The sequence below is a fragment of the Sulfurimonas sp. HSL3-7 genome (assembly GCF_039645985.1).
In the GTDB taxonomy this organism is placed as follows: Bacteria; Campylobacterota; Campylobacteria; order Campylobacterales; family Sulfurimonadaceae; genus Sulfonitrofixus; species Sulfonitrofixus jiaomeiensis.
On the sequence record NZ_CP147919.1, the window covers coordinates 1,269,050 to 1,286,874 of the forward strand.

13 protein-coding genes are annotated in these 17,825 nt (G+C 51.3%); 7 read left to right on the forward strand and 6 right to left on the reverse strand.

Annotated features, from left to right (window positions below; translation table 11 throughout):
• Genes WCY20_RS06385 through WCY20_RS06395 form a run of 3 tightly spaced genes read left to right on the forward strand, consistent with a single transcriptional unit; the run spans position 1 to position 1,641 of the window.
• The gene (locus WCY20_RS06385; protein WP_345977928.1) at positions 1-438 is read left to right on the forward strand and encodes a hypothetical protein; all 438 of its coding nucleotides are present in this window, start codon (positions 1-3) and stop codon (positions 436-438) included.
• A gap of 44 nt (positions 439-482) precedes the next feature.
• Entirely contained in the window at positions 483-947 is a 465-nt protein-coding gene (locus WCY20_RS06390) for a GyrI-like domain-containing protein (protein ID WP_345977930.1), read from the forward strand.
• A 13-nt stretch (positions 948-960) separates the two neighbouring features.
• Positions 961-1,641 carry a tRNA-uridine aminocarboxypropyltransferase gene (locus tag WCY20_RS06395; protein ID WP_345977931.1) on the forward strand — a complete coding sequence of 227 codons (681 nt, stop codon included), beginning with the start codon at positions 961-963 and terminating at the stop codon, positions 1,639-1,641.
• A 160-nt stretch (positions 1,642-1,801) separates the two neighbouring features.
• Here the strand turns inward: WCY20_RS06395 and WCY20_RS06400 are convergent, their stop codons facing one another.
• The 3 genes from WCY20_RS06400 to WCY20_RS06410 all read right to left on the reverse strand — a co-directional run bounded on the left by WCY20_RS06400 (position 1,802) and on the right by WCY20_RS06410 (position 2,752).
• A complete protein-coding gene (locus WCY20_RS06400; protein WP_345977933.1) occupies positions 1,802-2,029 on the reverse strand; it encodes a hypothetical protein in 228 nt (75 codons plus the stop codon).
• 9 nt (positions 2,030-2,038) lie between these two features.
• Positions 2,039-2,251, reverse strand: coding sequence for a hypothetical protein (locus WCY20_RS06405; protein ID WP_345977935.1), 213 nt, complete (start codon positions 2,249-2,251; stop codon positions 2,039-2,041).
• A gap of 93 nt (positions 2,252-2,344) precedes the next feature.
• Entirely contained in the window at positions 2,345-2,752 is a 408-nt protein-coding gene (locus WCY20_RS06410; protein ID WP_345977937.1) for a tetratricopeptide repeat protein, read from the reverse strand.
• Between the two features lie 235 nt (positions 2,753-2,987).
• Here WCY20_RS06410 and WCY20_RS06415 point away from each other — a divergent pair, with 235 nt between their 5' ends.
• The 4 genes from WCY20_RS06415 to WCY20_RS06430 are packed head-to-tail and all read left to right on the forward strand — an operon-like array spanning position 2,988 to position 8,926.
• Entirely contained in the window at positions 2,988-4,898 is a 1,911-nt protein-coding gene (locus WCY20_RS06415; RefSeq protein WP_345977939.1) for a TolC family outer membrane protein, read from the forward strand.
• A gap of 2 nt (positions 4,899-4,900) precedes the next feature.
• Complete coding sequence (locus WCY20_RS06420) at positions 4,901-7,048, forward strand: type I secretion system permease/ATPase (RefSeq protein ID WP_345977941.1); 2,148 nt, start codon at positions 4,901-4,903, stop codon at positions 7,046-7,048.
• Positions 7,041-8,375 (forward strand): HlyD family type I secretion periplasmic adaptor subunit, encoded by a 1,335-nt coding sequence (locus WCY20_RS06425; RefSeq protein ID WP_345977943.1) that lies wholly within the window; start codon positions 7,041-7,043, stop codon positions 8,373-8,375. Before WCY20_RS06420 ends, WCY20_RS06425 begins: the two co-directional genes overlap by 8 nt.
• Positions 8,372-8,926 carry a response regulator transcription factor gene (locus WCY20_RS06430; protein WP_345977944.1) on the forward strand — a complete coding sequence of 185 codons (555 nt, stop codon included), beginning with the start codon at positions 8,372-8,374 and terminating at the stop codon, positions 8,924-8,926. Before WCY20_RS06425 ends, WCY20_RS06430 begins: the two co-directional genes overlap by 4 nt.
• An 88-nt stretch (positions 8,927-9,014) precedes the next feature.
• On the opposite strand, the gene WCY20_RS06435 is transcribed toward WCY20_RS06430, so the two are convergent.
• The 3 genes from WCY20_RS06435 to WCY20_RS06445 all read right to left on the reverse strand — a co-directional run bounded on the left by WCY20_RS06435 (position 9,015) and on the right by WCY20_RS06445 (position 17,651).
• The gene (locus tag WCY20_RS06435; RefSeq protein ID WP_345977945.1) at positions 9,015-10,526 is read right to left on the reverse strand and encodes a cache domain-containing protein; all 1,512 of its coding nucleotides are present in this window, start codon (positions 10,524-10,526) and stop codon (positions 9,015-9,017) included.
• A 243-nt stretch (positions 10,527-10,769) separates the two neighbouring features.
• Complete coding sequence (locus WCY20_RS06440) at positions 10,770-11,090, reverse strand: hypothetical protein (RefSeq protein ID WP_345977947.1); 321 nt, start codon at positions 11,088-11,090, stop codon at positions 10,770-10,772.
• A 480-nt stretch (positions 11,091-11,570) separates the two neighbouring features.
• Positions 11,571-17,651, reverse strand: a complete 6,081-nt coding sequence (locus tag WCY20_RS06445) for an Ig-like domain-containing protein (RefSeq protein ID WP_345977949.1) — start codon at positions 17,649-17,651, stop codon at positions 11,571-11,573.
• Between the last annotated feature and the right edge of the window lie 174 nt (positions 17,652-17,825).

Sequence of the window (17,825 nt, forward strand, 5' to 3'; positions counted from 1 at the left end):
ATGACGCGTGCTGAACAGATCCGTATAACGTGGTACGACGGTCTTGACAACTATATGTCCGTAGTGCACAGCGAAGATACTGTGCTGGCCGGTTTTTTTACGGTACGGGAATGGGACTTCATACAGTGTATCTACCTGCCGGTTGCCCGGGAGAGCGACCTTCATCTGGATGACAGGGGCTTTCTCTTTCATGGCGATGCAGTCGAGATCTATACGCCCGAAGGTGAGACACGTATCGCTAAAAGCGATTTTTTCAGCCTGCTACGCAGACTCTATGCGGTCCTCATCGAAGGGGCGAACGAAGATCATCACAGTGTACGCTATGAGCCGTGGTGGCAGGCGTTCATCGATGCAGCTTATGCACTTGACACAAAGTGTGACATTTTGAGTATCACGGAAGAAGAAGAGATTATTACCGACAGACTAAGCAACAGGTAGTCTCTTTAGCAGTATAATATGAAAAAATTTGAGAGAAGAATAAAATGCAACCAGTAGTCGAACAGGTCAGTGCCAAAACCATTGCGGGCATGAGCCTTCGCACCAATAATGAACGTGAGTCCAATCCGGAGACGGCAAGTATCCCGACCATGTGGAAGAACTTTTTCGAGTACAACGTCATGGCGGCAATACCGAAACAGATCGATCCGCTGGTTGTTTACGGGGTCTACTATAACTACGAGTCGGACAGCATGGGCGATTACGACCTGCTTATCGGTTTGCAGACCGCGGCAAAAGAGAAGCCTGCCAACCTGAACCTTGTCGAGATCAAAGCCGGCAAATACCTTGTCTTCAAGGTACTCGAAGCCTCACCCGTGGGCATTAAAGACACCTGGGCCGGCATCGAAGGGTATTTTGAACAGGTGGGCGAGCATGAGCGTGCCTATACGACGGACTTTGAGATCTATCAGGGTAAAGACGACATCTCCATCTACATTGCTATTAAGTAACTGAAGAACTATCTTGGGAGCATCGCGTCGCAATACGGTAGAAGAGGTCAGAGCAAAGTGCTATCGCTGCTACCGGCCGGTGAGTTCATGTATGTGTCCGCATGTACGCCCCATCGAGACGAGGACCAAGTTTGTCATCCTGATGCATCCCAAAGAGTTCAAAAAGATCAAAAACGGCACGGGCCATCTGACCCATCTCTCCCTTCCCAATTCAGAACTTTATATCGATATCGACTTTACGCATCACAAGGCGGTCAATGCCTTGATAGAAGATGCGAACAATCTCTGTTTTGTTCTTTATCCGGGCGATGAGAGCCATGATCTCAACAGAGAACGCATCGATGCCGGCAGCAGGCAGATCGTCATCTTCATCATTGACTCGACGTGGGTCTGCTCGGTGAAGATGTTGCGGCTGAGTCGAAACCTTCAGGCTCTGCCAAAGCTCAGTTTTACCCACTCCAGACGTTCAGCGTTCCAGATCAAAGAACAGCCTGCAGCGTACTGTCTCTCCACAATAGAGTCGACATTGACTGTTCTGGAGCTGTTGAACGAGCATAAGACGGAAAGTATAGATCAAGAGGCATTTGAACGTTTCCTGGACCCGTTCAAAGCGATGATCCAGTACCAGATAGGGTGTATCGCTGATTCCCGCAGCAGCCACATCAATGCCGTGCGGTTTAAAAAGAGAGGCTAGGAGTCTGTCGGATTAGTCTGATTGAAGCGAAAAATTCAGTTTTTGAGTCAGGTTTTTGACGCTTTTGAGGCGAATAGCCGTAGCTATTTAACGAAAACAGGTCAAAAAGATGGCCAAAAAATGGATTTTGCAGCCAATTGAGCATTAATCCGACAGCCTCCTAAAGCTCCTCTTCGCTTTCAAATTCGCCAAAGAGGGAAGAGGCATCGACCATCTCATCTTCGAGCTTCTTGAGCTCCTCAGCCTCGACTTTGGCATACTCCTCTTCGACAAACTCGATGAACGCCTCGATATCGAGTTCCGGTTTGTAGAATTTTGCATACCCCAAGGCGATCTCAACAAATTCCGGTCCGCATCCAAAATCGATCAATTCCTGTTTTAGACTCATCGTATTTCCTCACTTTTTGATGACAAAGATATGAAGATAGCCGAAGTATTTGATCAGCTTCAGGTTTTTTTCGGCGTCGATATCGGGTTTTATCTCCGTAAAAAAGGCACTGAGTTCTGCATCGCTCAGGTCGCCGAGATAGCGGTAGTCGCTGTGTTCTTCGCAATTGAACCGTACCAGGCGGTGGTTGGCGGCATTCTCTTCGGATATCCATATTTTCATAGGTGGCATTTTATCGAAAGTTGATCAAGAGTGGTAGAAGATCGGGGTGATTTGCAAAATTGGCAGGAAACAGAGGCGGCGAGGGCGGAAATACTACTCGTATTTCCAAAGCTCATATTTGTTCCATGCTTCGGGCGCTTTTTTGCAGCCGTTTTCATAGGCCGACCGGATATAAGGCACGGCTTTTTTGAATGATCGCAACACCCCTTCACCTTTGCAGTACATCAGACCGATCTTCAGCAGTGATTTCGCATGTTCCTGTACTGAGGCTTTTTGATACCAGTAGAGTGCTTTCTTGTAGTTCTGTTCGACGCCTTTGCCTTTATAGTAGAGATTGGCGATGTTGTACTGCGCTTTCATGTCCCCCTCGTTTGCATAAGGTTCCCAATAGTGAAGTGCCGTTGTGAAGTCACCGTTTTTATAGGCGTCGACACCTTTGTTGTAATTATTGGCCATTATCACGCCGGCACTCAATAATAGCATTACGAAGAGTTTTTTCATTTTTGATCCTTTTCTGGGATATAGTATTTAATATAACATAATTATTACTTATCACCACAGGCAGTTGCTTTATAATTTTTGTTTATTTATTATTAAAATAAGTGAAAATAAATTCTGGAAATTTCAGATGTATGAAAACTACACAGTAAGCGGGAATTTCACAGCTTAATGGCGAAAAAATGTGATTTGATTGTGACAATATGTATAATCAATGTTTATATTTAAGGATGTGATGATGAATAAACTACTGGTTTTACTGTTCCCGTTTTCGTTGTTGGCACTGACAATGGATGAGATGGTCCAAGAGACGCTTGACAAAAATCCGAACATGCAGAAAGATATCGGCAGCTATCGCGCCGTCAGTTATGATCTGGACAAAGCTGAATCAGGATGGAAACCGAATGTAGACATTCGCGGCGATATCGGTTATGAGCATACGGACAAGTCCTACTCAGATAACGGCGCATTGGATACAGAGACCGATCTGATGCGGACTACCGCGGGCATTGTCGCTACGGAAAACCTTTTTGAAGGGTTTGCAACAGAAGCTGACATTGCAGAGCAGAAAAGCCGTATTCTATCGGCGCGTTTCAACACGCTTCAAAATGCCAATGCCCTGGCTTTGAGAGCGAGCGAGGTCTACATCGAAGTGCTACGTCAAAAAGCGCTGCTGGACCTTTTTGAGGAGAATGTGAACAACCATGAACGTATCTACGGTCTGATCCGCGAGAAGACCGAAGCGGGTTCAGGCAGACGTTCGGATGTCGAACAGTCGCAAGGGCGTCTGGCACTGGCATACTCCAACTATATTGCGCAGGTCAACAACTACCAGGACGCCATTGTGAACTTCGAACATGTTTACGGGGAGGCGCACAGCGCTTCATCACTGGAGACCCCGTCAGCACCTTCGCTGCCGGCCGATACCTTTGAAGAGCTTTGGCAAATCGCACAGCAGAATAATCCGACACTGCTGCTAGAACGCGAAAACATTCATGTCCAGAAAGCACGCTATACCAAAGAGAAGGGCAACTATTACCCGAGCGTCGATCTTGAACTTGCCGCCGAGACCAATAAAAATGTGCAAGGGTACGAGGGAACGAACAACAACGCACGCGGCCTGCTGAAACTTTATTACAACCTTTACCGCGGCGGTACCGATGAAGCGACGCGTCTGCAGAACCTGGCGTATGTTTCAGTACAAAAAGAGAGCTTCAACGCCCAGCAGCGCGCTGTCAAAGAGAAGCTGAAGCTGGCATGGCTGGCACATCAGATCACCTTCAGACAGACACGCTGTATCCGTCTTCATGTCGAATATTCCAAGAAAACGGCGGAGTCGTATGCGCAGGAGTACCAGCTGGGCCGCCGCAGCATCGTCGACCTTCTGAATGCGGAACTTGAGTACAACGATGCGCGAAAACAGCTCAAAAATGCCGAGTCGGATGTTCTTTTTGCGCGCTACAGAATTTTGGAGGCGATCGGTCTTTTGAATTTCGCCCTGGAGACCAATATTGAAGAGAAGATCGGTGCAAAACGTCCCGACAATGTGACGATGAGTATGCGCCGGTTTGACAACATCGATCTTTACGGCGAAAATGAGAACAATATCGATATCAACAATATCTGTAAAGGGCCTTACGCTCCGCTTTCGATCAAAAAGCCGGAAGCCGCGCCGGTTGTCGTTGCAGTCTCTTCGGATGACATTGCGGTTGACGATGTCGTCGAGTATATGAAAGAGGACTCCAAGCCGGTCATCATGGAGAGCCTGACCTTTGAATCGCAGTCGGCGATCCTTTCAGAGGGCGGCAAGCGGTATCTTGCGCTGATCGCCAAGGACCTTATAAAAAACGATGAATACATCATCGAGATCGCGGGGCATACTGACAATATCGGTACGGATGCCTACAATCAAAAGCTTTCAGAACAGCGTGCCGACAGTGCCAAAAAAGCCCTGGTCAAAGAGGGGGTCAGCCCCGAGAGCATCGTGGTGATCGGCGAGGGCGAGCTTAAACCGATGGCGGACAACAACACATCCGAAGGGCGTGCACTTAACCGCCGTATTGAGATGAAGATGATCAAGCGTGATCAGTACGGCAACGTGACCGAAACAGCCATCAATACAACAAAAGAAGTGCAGATCGAACAGTAACGATGCATAAACATACAGAGGTCGATCCTTTACTCGCATGTCTGGTGATCTTTACCAAGATCCACCACCGTCCCTTCAGTGTCGAAGCATTGACGCACGGTCTGCCTCTTAAAGAGGACGAGTCAACCCCTTCTCTCTTTTCAAACGAAAAATCAAAGTCACTCTTTTCGCGTGCGGCGAAGCGCGCCGGTTTCAGTTGCAAACTGGTTGAACGTCCGCTTGATGGGATCTCCTCGTTGGTCCTTCCGGTCATTCTGCTGCTGAAAGAGGGTGACGCCTGTGTTCTCGAAGAAATCGACAGGCAGAACAGCCGCGCCAAGATCATCATCCCGGAGCTGCCTGATGCTGAGCAGTGGATCAGCCTTGAAAAACTGGAATCGCTTTACATCGGCTACGCCTACTTCATCAAAAAAGAGCACCGCTTCGAACAGCACGACAAGAAGGTGCTGAACACAGACCATAAACACTGGTTCTGGAGTTCGCTCAAATATTCGCGTTCGATCTACCGGGATGTCATTGTCGCCTCCTTTGTGATCAACCTTTTCGTTCTAGCGGCGCCGCTCTTTACGATGAACGTTTATGACCGCGTCGTGCCCAACAACGCCATCGAGACGATGTGGGTACTGGCCATCGGCATTCTGGTCATCTATGTGCTCGATACGGTCCTGAAGCTTCTGCGTACCTATCTGCTGGAGACGGCGGGCAAGAAGAGCGATATCATCATCTCCTCGATTCTGTTTGAGAAGGTGATGAACCTCAAGATGGCAGTGCGTCCGAAGTCCGTCGGCTCCTTTGCCAACAACCTCAAAGAGTTTGAGAGCATCCGCAACTTCTTGACCTCCTCGACCATTGCCACACTGATCGACCTCCCTTTCGCCCTTCTTTTCCTGGCCGTGGCCTACTATATCGGCGGTCTGATCATTCTGGTGCCCCTGGGCGTCATTGCGGTGATCATCTTCTACAGCTGGATCGTCAAGGAGCCGCTGCGCCGTAGCATTGAAAGCACCTATGAGGCTTCGGCGCACAAGAACGGCGTATTGATCGAGAGCCTGATGAACCTTGAGACCATCAAGGTGCTCGGCGCCGACGGCCATTCGCAGTGGAACTGGGAAGAGAGCACCGGCGACATCGCCCACAAAGGGTTCCGCTCCAAGATATTTTCGGCCTCGATCCAGACCGTCACCTCGTTCATGGTGCAGCTCAACACGGTGATCGTGCTGATCGTCGGTGTCTATATGATCGAAGACATGGCGCTCACGATGGGCGGTCTGATCGCTTCGGTGATCCTCACTTCGCGCATCATCTCGCCGATGGGGCAGATCGCCGCCCTGCTGGCAAACTACGAGCAGACAAAAACCGCCTACAGTTCGCTTGAGCAGATCATGCAGCTTCCTGTCGAGAGAGAGGCGGACAAGCAATTCGTTTACCGCGACAACCTGCAGGGCAAGATCACCTTCAACGATGTCGTGTTCAGCTATCCGGAGGAGGAGAAGTCGGCACTCAAAGGGGTCTCGTTCACGATCAATCCGGGCGAGCGCGTCGGCATCATAGGCAAGATCGGGTCGGGAAAATCGACGATCCAGAAGCTGCTGCTCAAACTTTACGAGCCTCAGAGCGGTTCGGTCCTGATCGACGATATCGATATCTCGCAGATCGACCCTGCCGATCTGCGAAGACAGGTCAGTTACGTTCCCCAGGAGGTTGCGCTTTTCAACACCTCGCTGCGGGCCAATATCGTCTATAAAAAGCCGAGCGTCGACAACGACGCACTTTTGAGAGCGGCGCACATCGGTCTGGTCAGCGAGTTCGTCAACCACCACCCGCAGGGCTTTGACATGCCGATAGGCGAACAGGGCGCCGGCCTTTCAGGGGGGCAAAAGCAGGCGGTCGGGATCGCCCGTGCCTTCATCACCGAGACGCCGATGGTGATCCTCGACGAGCCGAGCAATGCGATGGACAGCAGTTCCGAAGCACTGCTGCTTAAACGTCTCGACGAAGCGACAAAAGGCAAGACGACTATTCTGGTCACACACAAGTCTTCAATGATGGCACTGGTGGAGAGACTGATTATCATAGACAACGGCAGGATCGTAATGGACGGGGCAAAAGAGAAGGTGCTTCAGGCACTCAAAGGGGGCTCGAATGCGTGACAAAAGACATTCCCGCGACGACCTGAGCTATATGGCGTCGCTCTCATCGGCGGTGCTGCAGAAAAACTCACCGGCCTCGCGCATCATCATCTGGACGATCTTTGTCAGCGTCTTTTGGCTGATCGGGTGGGCCTACTTTGCCGAGATCGATGAACTCACTCGCGGAACAGGAAAGGTGATCCCCTCCAAGCAGGTTCAGGTCATCCAGAACCTTGAAGGGGGGATCGTCTCCGAGATACTGGTGGATGAGGGCGAAATCGTTGAAAAAGGGCAGGTGCTCCTGAAAATAGACGACACCTCCTTCTCCTCTTCATATGAAGAGAATAACCTGCGCTACCTGGAGCTCAAGGCCAACGCCATACGTCTCGAGGCCGAAGCCGAGGGGAGGGTGTTCCAGACGGCGTCTCTTGCCAAACATGATGAAGAGATGGAGAAGTTCATGGCGCATGAACATGCTCTCTATGAACTCAACAAGAAACAGTTGGCCAAAAAACTCAACATTCTCAAAGAGCAGATCAAGCAGCGCGAACAGGAGCTGCGCGAAGCACAGTCGAAGTACAGACAGCTTCAGGATGATTATGCGTTTATCTCTCAGGAGGTGAAGATCACCGAACCGCTTGTTGAGAAAGGGATCGTCTCGCAGGTCGAGTTCCTGCAGCTGTCGCGTCAGGCTTCGGGAATCCGCGGGGAGATGAACAGCGTCAAGCTGGCCATTCCGCGCACCCGCTCTACCATCGAAGAGGCTAAAAACAAAATGGCCGAAGCCGAGATCGACTTCAGGCATGACGCCAAAGAGGAGCTCAACAAGGTGCAGGCCGAGATAGCGCGCATCATGGAGTCATCGGGAGCGCTCGAGGACAGGGTGAAGCGAACGCTTGTCCGTTCTCCGGTCAAAGGAGTTGTCCAGCGCCTGTTGGTTAACACCGTCAACGGGGTCATCCAGCCGGGTATGGATATTGTCGAGATCATCCCGTTCAACGACACGCTTTTGATTGAGACCAAGATCAAGCCCTCCGACATCGCCTACCTCTACCCGGGCCAGAAGGCGATGGTCAAGTTTACGGCCTATGATTTTTCGATCTACGGTTCGCTGGAGGGCAAGGTGACCCTGATCAGTGCCGATACGATAAGCGACGAAGAGGGCAACACCTTTTACCTTGTCCGTATCAAAACCGACAAAAACCATCTGGAGTTTGAAGGCAAACAACATGATATACTTGTCGGTATGATTGCAAATGTGGATATTATTACCGGTAAAAAGAGCGTGCTTGATTTTATATTGAAGCCGATACTCAAAGTCCAGCAAGCGGCGTTGAGGGAACGATGATACAGCTTTTCAGCAAGGATGAGTCGCTCTTCAGACGTCTCAACGAGATAGGAATAGCGTACCAGGGGGTTACGGATATCGATGCGGACGAAGAGAAGGTCTTTGTCTCCGATGTCGACAGCTTTGCCTCACTGCTTATGCATTACCCGTCGGCAAAAGTGTTCGTTTTAAGTCCGATGCCGAATTTTACTGAAGGTGTAACGCTGCTGCAGCAAGGGGTCAGGGGTTACGGCAACAGTTATATGCAGAAGACACACTTCTGCCAGGCCGTCGCCACTATCGAAAACGATGCGATCTGGATCTATCCGGAACTGATGCAGGAACTCATACTGCAGGGGTCCAAAGCGGTAATCAGCAACGAAGATGTTTTGGAATCACTCAGCGTCCGTGAGCGGGATGTGGCGAAAGAGCTGGAAAAAGGGTTGAGCAACAAAGAGATCGCCTTGGCTCTTGCGATCACCGAACGCACCGTCAAGGCGCATCTCAGCTCCATCTATGAGAAGCTCGGTGTCAGCGACCGTCTGGCGCTGGCCGTACTGCTGCGAAAATAAACGTATTTATCACTTCTGTTGCTCATTGATAGGCCGCAGGCAGAAACTGACCGGAAATTTTATTCCGGCACTTGAGGTTTAAAATTGCCTATTTATTCTCATAAGGGCGATAGGCCAGAACGACCCGCCATTCTTTGTTGTTGAGTTTGACACTCTGCCAGATGGCCTCTTTGATAGCTTTTTCGTCGGATTCTGGTGCAAGATAGAGGTAGCTCCCTTTACCCGCGGGCGCCGAGACGATCTTTCTGCTCAGCTTAAGCAGGTTTTTGTAGTCCGCATAGATAGGGTCGGTGAAGAGCATTCTGCCGATCTCCGACTTGTCCTGATCGTAGATGATCATGCCATCGGGCTGCATGATCCAGAGTTCATAGTCTTCGGGGATGGCGGTTTTTTTAAGCAGGGAGTCGACCAGCAGTTCGGGACGGATCAACAGGTTGACGAAGCCGGCAAAGGCATTTTTGCTGTTGTAAAGGGGGCGGGAGACGACCACCGCCGTAAAATTTTCGACTGCCGTAAATCCGTCGCTGAGCAGCGGTGCCGGTTTTTTCATCATGGCCTTCACATGTTCCTGGGAGCTGATGTCCGAATTTTCGAAGTTTTTGTATTCTCTCGGCTCTACCATACGCATAATGCCCTTGGTATCGACAAAAGAGGCTTCGACAATGTCGGGGTTTTCGTCAAGGAGGGTGTTGAGGAGTTTCCTGATCTCACTCTGTTTTTTGACATCCACTTTGCTTTTTTCGATCAATGTTGCCAGCGATCCGTCGATTTGGTTCAAACGCTTTTGCAGTCCGGGTACAAAGCGATCGAGCGAAAGTTTCAGTTTCGGCGGCGTCGCAGCTTTCGTCCCCTCTATTTTGGCCAGGAACATCCACCACTCCATGTTGGGCAGTTTCAGGTAATTTCCGTGGCGGGGACTGTCGAGTTCGTACTGCACGGGGCCGCTTTCGTTTTTGAGGGCTTGTGTGACGGCGTCACGCAGAGACTTGCTCCCCTGCGTCAGTGCGTTCATGAAGATGAAATCACTGTCGTTGTCAAGCATCATCATCCCCTTGGAGTTCAGGACAAACCAGGTGTACTCCCCGGGCAGGGCAATCTCACGGTTGAGCTTTTCTTGCAGTTCGTCCAGGAAGACCGAGGCGCCGAGTGCACCGGTCACCTTGCCATTCGTCACGATAGGCGCAGCCATCAGAGCCGACTTCTTTCCGGACGAGCGGCTGTAGATCGGAAAACCCATGATAGGGTTGCCGGCAAACAGTGAATGGAAATAACCCCGGTTGCTCAGATTGAGATTGGTGTAATCGAGTGCTACCGAGTAGTAGTTGCCATCGGGCAAAACATAGAAATAGACCCCCGGTGTAACCGCTTCAAGCTGTTTGAGGTAGCGCTTGATCCCTTTCCAGTCGCCGTTTTTGGCCTCCGGAGTAGAGGCAATCATCTTAAGAGATGCCAGGGTGTTCATCAACACGCTATCCAGATAGTGCGATGCTGTGTTGAGCGTAGTTTTTGGGACTGCCGTCTTCGGGTTTTGGGCAGCAGAAGCTGCCCATGCTGAGCTTGCCAAGATGAAAACAAACAGCGCGGAAATGACCTTTTTCATTTTTTTCTCCTGTGTTTACTTATGATGCTCCGGCAACATACGGCTTTTGTGCTGTATACGTTGTTCAAGAGAAACATAAAGTAACGATTTAATGCATACGGATCTATTCTATCACATTTTTGATCTAAAAATTCAGATTCGAAATAACGGCAAGCAGTTACGGGTTGGCAGTGGCAAAGTATTCGGTAAAAAAACAGCTGCCTGGGGCAATCCCTGATGACTGTTTCCGGGGGAGAGCGGCTTTTAAAACTTGTGTTCGAGCTTGATGGTGGTCTGTTCCTTGTTGTCGATCAGTTCGCCCTGTTTGAGTTCCGGGGCATATTCCACGCCGATAGAGGTGTTCTTGTCGATCTCGGTCTTGAAGAGTTCTATAGCGACACCTTCAACGACCGGTTTGGGCTGGTCGGTCAATATGCGAAGCCGTTCCTGCTCCTTTGTCTCGGGCATACGGGTGTCTTTGATGCTCTCTTTGACCCCACTGATGTTGCCTTCTTTCAGTCTGTCGACAAGGGTTTCGGCATGCAGAGTAGTTAAGAAGATAAAAAGTAAAAATAGGATTTTCACGAAAATTGGCGCCTTTTGTAATGTCGGAAATGAAGTTGATGACCCATTATGATATTGAAATTATATAGCAGAGAAATAAACGGACGTACTCAGAGATACAGGACGCTTGGCAGCATTGAATTGAACACGGCATAAAGTCTGTATAGTTAGGCACTTAAAAGGCTAAAGCCTGATAGAGGATAGAACTGAATTCTGTATCGTAAAATGCCGAGTTTGAGGAGAACTCAGCCTTAGCGTAGCGTCGGGGGCTTTGCCTCAAATCGTTGAAAGAAAAAAGTGCGGTTTAACTGCACGTGGGCACTCTGCTGAAGATGACCAAAGGAAATACCTTCAGGTGGAACTTAGCGTTAGCGTAGCGTCGGGGGCTTTGCCTCAAATCGTTGAAAGAAAAAAGTGCGGTTTAACTGCACGTGGGCACTCTGCCTAAGAGAACTTAGCGTTAGCGTAGCGTCGGGGGCTTTGCCTCTGACGCGTATAAAATTATGAAACGACGATATCCTGCTCGATATTGACCGTGACGGCGTTGATGCCGTCGCTGACGATGTAGACATCGACCGTGTGGCCGTTGCCGTCATCAACACCGGTCGCTGTCTGCATCCATGTCTCAGTACTTCCTACCGGTTTAGAGACATTGTCGCCGCTGTCGCCGTAGATGCTTAGGACATTGTCGATGTCTGTCATGTTGATAATATCTTCAACGGTCAGGTTTGAAACAGCGTGATCGGCACCGGCGAGGTCGAGGATCTCCATGTTCTGAATATTTGCAATAGTGCTGAAATCCAGGTCGTCACCGCTGCTTAATATCAGTGTATCGGTTCCCAGACCACCATCATTGGAGAGGGCCGCAGCGTCATACAACATGATGTCGTTGCCGTTAACAACCAGATCGGCACTCGATGTGTCTCCATCACTGTCCGTCAATGTATAGGTAAAGGTTTCGGTGACATCAAGATTGGTTGTCGGATTATCGGACAGGGTGTAAGTGACTTCATCCAAATAGATCTTGTCGCCGAATCCGCTGGTCTCGATAACAATATATTTAAAGTCCACATTGCCAACAGGATCAACCTGTATTGCCTGGTCGGCTGAGCCTAAAAATGATACAACGTCAAACGTAGACTCTTTATAGACAAGGTCCCCGGCTTCATTGAAAGCTGTTACTGTCACACTGTCAAAGAAAGAGAAAAAAGAGTCGTCATTGAGATGTAATTGGACATCTGAAACATTCTGGTCGAACTCCATGACAAGGGCCTCAGTGCCGTCAATAGCGTCACTTGAGAAAAAACCGCCGTCGCCTACGCCGATCCCCTTGGCGTTCTCTGTAACATTGTCAGTAAAGCTGGAAAGATTGTCCAGGTCCAGTATACCTCCGCTCAGCAGATAGTCGTTGTTCTGGAAGGCATAAAAGCTTACATTATCCCATTCGGCGATCGTACTGCCACCGGTGAGAACGGAGCTCGGCCCGTTGTAGGTGTACGTGTAATCACCGTTTTGATAAAAGACGATATTCCCATAATCAGCGGCAATGGTGAGCTCTCCGTTGACATCAAAACTGTAAACAGTACCGTTGAAGGTGATTGAAGTGAGCGCTGTAGACCCATCGCCCAGAATATCGGTCAAGCCGTTGTAGTTGTCCGTGATGACATTGCCTGAAGTTGTACTGCCGTTATCAGTCTGTGTGTCGGCTTTATTGTCAAAGGCCTCAGGCAGATGGTCGATAGTAATCGTGCCGGATGTCGTCGTTGCAGTCGATTCATTACCCGCTGCATCGGTAGCAGAAACAGAAATGTCATAGGTGTAATCCGTCAGTGCGTCGGCGTCCGGAACAGTCATAGACCATGTCCCATTACCATTGTTGGTAGCGGTGTAGTCGGTACTGCCTATTGTCACAACAATAGTGGCAGTGGGATCATCGGTTGCCCCCGTGATTGTCGGCGTTGTGTCCGTAGTAATGACATCGTTGACCGTGACATCAGGTGCGGTAAAGTCGGTTAAGACGCTCTTCTGATCCGTCACCGTGTTACCGGCCTTGTCGGCAACGATAGTCGCTGAGACGATGTACGTTGAACCGTCACTGAGCGCTGCGATATCTGCGGCCGGAACAGTGACGCTGAAGATGTTGGGCGTCGTGGCGCTGTTCGAGCCTGTTGCGGTGGCCTGGTAGCTCTTGCCGTTTATTTCGACAACGACCTCATTGCCTGCCACCAGTGTCGTGGTCCCTGTGACCGTTATACCCTGCTGCGTATCGGCGTAATTGATGTATTCGCTGATGGCATCGAGCGTGACCGTCGCATCGGCACCGTTAATGCCGTTGCCGCCAGTGGTGTCGGTTACACTGGTGTCCAGAATGACCGTTTGCTGATCGGAGGCGATATTGCCGGCGCTGTCGGCAGTGACCTCGGCAGTGACGATATAGGTGCCGTCAGGATAGGCGCTAAAGGTGTCTTTCGGAATGTCCATGCTGAAGAGACCGTCCTGTGCCAGTGTCGTAGAGAAGAGCGTACCGTCGACATAAATGCTGATGACAGCGCCGTTGGCTGCCGTCGTCGAACCGGATATGACGATCAGATTACTGCTTGTCGTTTCGTCCAGATTGATATAGTTGTCACTGATAGGATCAAGCAGGATGGTTGCATCGCCGGCGTCGTCGCTACGGGTGTCGACGTCGATAATCTGCGTCTGGGAAACCTGGTTGCCGGCTGTGTCCGTTACAGTTGCGACAACCGTGTAGTTGCCGTCGGCCAACGGTGTGCTCTGCAGGTCAAGAGACCAGCTGTTACCGACGACAGTCGCGTCGTAGGGGTTGCCGTTGACTGTCAGAGAGAGGCGGTTACCGCTCTCATTGTCGAAGGTACCCTGAATAAGTAGCGACGTATCGTTGGTAATGAAGTCGCCGGCGATGCCTGTATCTTCCGTGATGCTGTCGATAGTAACGACGTTACCTCCGTTACTATTGTTAGTGTCATCCGGAGCGCTGTTATCAGTAGTGATGGCCTGTGTGATCGTCGTAATGGTACCGGTGCCGGCTTCGGTCTCCGTCACGCTGAGCGTATAGGTGGCATCAGCCGCAAGCGGGTTGGCCGTCAGATCAAGGCTCCAGCTGCCGTCGGAGTTGACCGTCAGTTCGCTGTCCGCAGCCGTGTAAACAACCCCGTCCATAGTGACTTCCAGGGTATTGTTTTGCGCATCGACCATCGACCCCGAAATGACAAGGGTCGTGTCCTGGGTGATGAAGTCGGCACTGCTCAGACCGGTGTCAGTCGTGATACTCTCGACGTTGAGCACGCCTGTCACCGGCGTGATGATGATATCTTTTGAGACGTCGGCACTGTTGCCGGCCACATCGACGATGGTCGCCGTAACGGTATGGGTCTCGGCGCTCATCGGAAGGGAGGTGAGGTCAAGCGTCCACTCCTTGCCGAGAATGACCGGTGTGTAGACGACGCCGTCTATGGTGAGGACAAGCCGGGTATCGGGCTCGCTGTCGAAGGTCCCTTTGATGATGATCGTCTTGTCGCTGGTCGTGACACTGCCTCCGCTGAAGTTGACCGGCCCGCTGTTGTCCTCGATGGCGTCTATGGTGACAAGGTTGCCGCCGTTGTCGTTGTCGCCGCCATCGGCAATGATGTCGGTCAGCGTCGTATCCAACAGTACCGTCTGCGAATCGCTTACCAGGTTTCCTGCGGCATCGGCAGCGACCTCTGCCGTAACGGTGTAGGTGCCGTCAGGGTAGGCTGTAAAGGTGTTTTTCGGTATATCAAAACCGAAGGTACCGCCATTGGCCTGGACGACGGCAAACTCTGTGCCGTCAACACGGATCGTGATATCCGAACCGTCGAGAGCCGTTGTCGTACCGGTGATGGCGACAAGGGTATCGCTTGTCGTCTCGGCCAGGTTGATGTAGTTGTTGCTGATCTCATGCAGCGTGATCGTCGCATCGGCTCCGCCGAGGGTGTTGCCGTTGCCGTTGTTGTCAGAGTTGCTGGTGTCGACCGTGACATCTTCCGTGTCGCTTGCCGTGTTGCCCGCCTCGTCTGCGACGACGGTCGCGGTGACGATGTAGGTGCCGTCGTTCAACACCGTCAGCTCTTCGGTCGGTATCGCAACGGAGAAGGTGTTCGGCGTACCGGCGATATTACCGCCTGTCGCCGTGGCCGTGTAGCTCTTGCCGTTCAACTCGACGGTCACCTCATTGCCTGCGATCAGGGTAGTGGTGCCGGTTACCGTGATTCCGGACTGGGTCTCATCGAGGTTGATGTAATTGTCGCTGATCTCATCCAGCATTACGGTGGCGTCGGCACCGCCGATACCGGTCCCGCTGCCGTTGTTATTTGAGGCAGTGGTGTCGACGATCACATCTTCGGTGTCGCTGACCGTGTTGCCCGCCTTGTCGGCTACGACCGTCGCCGTTACATCATAGGTGCCGTCTGTCAGGAGTGCCAGGTCTGCGGCCGGTATCGTCACCGAGAAGGTGTTTTCAAGAGTGTCGAGGTTCCCGCCGACGGCTGTTGCCGAGTAGGTTTTCCCGCCGAGTTCGACAAGGACTTCATTGCCGGAGACCAGGGTCGTCGTCCCGGTGACCGTGATACCCTGCTGGGACTCTTCGAGGTTGATATAGTTGTCGCTGATCTCGTCAAGTGTTACGGTCGCATCGGCCCCGCCGATACCCGTACCGCTGCCATTGTCATCCGTGCTGCTTGTATCGATGACAATATCTTTAGCGATCGTGACGACATTGCCGGCAGCGTCGGTGACCGTAGCTTCAACGGAATGGGTCCCGTCTGTCAACGGGGTGCCTTCGAGGTTGGCTTCCCACAGCTTGTCCGTGATGACAACAGGGACAACAATGCCGTTCAGCGTGACTTCCAGAGCGTTACCGGTCTCATTGTCATAGGTACCGCGAATGATCAAGGTAGTGTCGTTCGTGATAAAGTCGTTATTGAATTCACCGTTGTCCTCGGTAATGCTGTCGATGCTGACGACCTTGCCGCCGTTGTCGTTGTCAGCGTCGTTCAAAACAGTATCGACAACGATTTCACCTGTTACGACACTCTCGTTGCCGGCCGGATCGGTCGCGGTAACGGTTACTGAAGTCGGACCTTCAGGTAGTGCAGCGATTGTGTCGTCGTCCAATGTCCATGTCCCGTTACCGTTGTTGTTCGCGGTGTAGTCGTTGCCGCCGACAGAAACGATGATATCCGCGTCACCGTCGTCGGTCGTTCCGCTGATGGCCGGTGTCGTGTCGTTGGTCACGAGAGGGTTGATCGTAACAGAAGGGGGTGTCGTATCGACAGCGATCGAGCCGGTTGTTGTCGTTGCGGCCGTCGATTCATTACCGGCGGGATCAGTAGCGACGACGGTGATCATCGTATCACCGGGCGTCAGAGCATCTTCATCCGGAACAGTCACACTCCAGGTACCGTCACCATTATTGGTTGCATCATAATCGGAACCGGCGACGGTAACAACAATTGAAGCCGTTGTGTCATCTACGGTACCGCTGATCGTCGGTGTGGTGTCATTGGTAAGCAGGTCATCGACTGTGACAGAAGGGGGCGTCGCATCGACCGTGATGACCGCTGTATCGGTTGCGGTGTTGCCGGCAGGGTCGGTCGCGGTGACGGTAACAGTGGTGTTACCCTCAGGCAGTGCACCGGTGACCGGTACACTCCAGGTGCCGTCGCCGTTGTTGGTGGCTGCATAGTCGTTGGCGCCGATGGTGACAACAATTGAAGCCGTTGTGTCATCAACGGTACCGCTGATCGTCGGTGTGGTGTCATTGGTAAGCAGGTCATCGACTGTGACAGAAGGGGGCGTCGCATCGACCGTGATGACCGCTGTATCGGTTGCGGTGTTGCCGGCAGGGTCGGTCGCAATAACCGTAACAGCGGTGTTCCCTTCAGGCAGTGCACCGGTGATCGGCACCGTCCAGGTGCCGTCGCCGTTGTTGGTGGCTGCATAGTCGTTGCTGCCGACAGAGACAATGATCTCTGCATCCGGGTCGTTGGTGGTCCCGCTGATCGTCGGCGTCGTGTCGTTGGTCAATATGTCATTGAGGGTGATTACGGCAGAAGTGTCATCGACGACGAGACCGAATTTATCGTCTTCCTCGTCCATAAAACCCTGTTTGGCGGAATCGGATTGCGCAAGCATGCTTGAACCTGCATCGCCGAGGTTGTCGATATGGTGAACGAAACCATCGACGATCAAGGAAGAGCCGCCGACGGCCAGAGGCTCGCCTGAAGCGGTCTCTTCAAATACAGAGAGGTTGGGGTCTTCTGTGAGTATTGTCTTGAGCGAATCGACTTCGGCCTGTGTCAAGTCACTATCGAGCGCCAGAGCATCATGAACACTTTTGTCAAGGGCGACGCTTTGATTCGGTCCCACGGTAATGGAAGAGCCGTCTGCAAAGCGGATAACGACCTGAGCGTTTGCACCCGTACTGATGATATCACTCTCGGAGAGCTGCATATTTTTTGTCAGCTGTGCTGTTGTTCCGTTGCCCAATGTCAACGTCGCGTCACCGGAGATATTTTCGATATAACCAATTTGTATAGACATGATAAGCCTTTTTAATATTAATAAAAGTTATAGATTCTATCTCACTTTTGTCAGGCAAGTCTATTGTACAAAGGTACTAGTAATATAAAAAATATTTATCTGACTTCTTTTGCGGCGATGCACATGAGCGTGTGACATGGTATAATCCAGCAAAATAAAAGTCGGGAAGGATAC

Bases quoted from the DNA above. Each gene is read 5' to 3' on its own strand.
- WCY20_RS06445 (WP_345977949.1), bottom strand. From the start codon at position 17,651: ATGTCTATACAAATTGGTTATATCGAAAATATCTCCGGTGACGCGACG.
- WCY20_RS06435 (WP_345977945.1), bottom strand. From the start codon at position 10,526: ATGAAAAAGGTCATTTCCGCGCTGTTTGTTTTCATCTTGGCAAGCTCA.
- WCY20_RS06420 (WP_345977941.1), top strand. From the start codon at position 4,901: ATGCATAAACATACAGAGGTCGATCCTTTACTCGCATGTCTGGTGATC.
- WCY20_RS06430 (WP_345977944.1), top strand. From the start codon at position 8,372: ATGATACAGCTTTTCAGCAAGGATGAGTCGCTCTTCAGACGTCTCAAC.
- WCY20_RS06410 (WP_345977937.1), bottom strand. From the start codon at position 2,752: ATGAAAAAACTCTTCGTAATGCTATTATTGAGTGCCGGCGTGATAATG.
- WCY20_RS06390 (WP_345977930.1), top strand. From the start codon at position 483: ATGCAACCAGTAGTCGAACAGGTCAGTGCCAAAACCATTGCGGGCATG.
- WCY20_RS06400 (WP_345977933.1), bottom strand. From the start codon at position 2,029: ATGAGTCTAAAACAGGAATTGATCGATTTTGGATGCGGACCGGAATTT.
- WCY20_RS06415 (WP_345977939.1), top strand. From the start codon at position 2,988: ATGAATAAACTACTGGTTTTACTGTTCCCGTTTTCGTTGTTGGCACTG.
- WCY20_RS06405 (WP_345977935.1), bottom strand. From the start codon at position 2,251: ATGAAAATATGGATATCCGAAGAGAATGCCGCCAACCACCGCCTGGTA.
- WCY20_RS06385 (WP_345977928.1), top strand. From the start codon at position 1: ATGACGCGTGCTGAACAGATCCGTATAACGTGGTACGACGGTCTTGAC.
- WCY20_RS06425 (WP_345977943.1), top strand. From the start codon at position 7,041: ATGCGTGACAAAAGACATTCCCGCGACGACCTGAGCTATATGGCGTCG.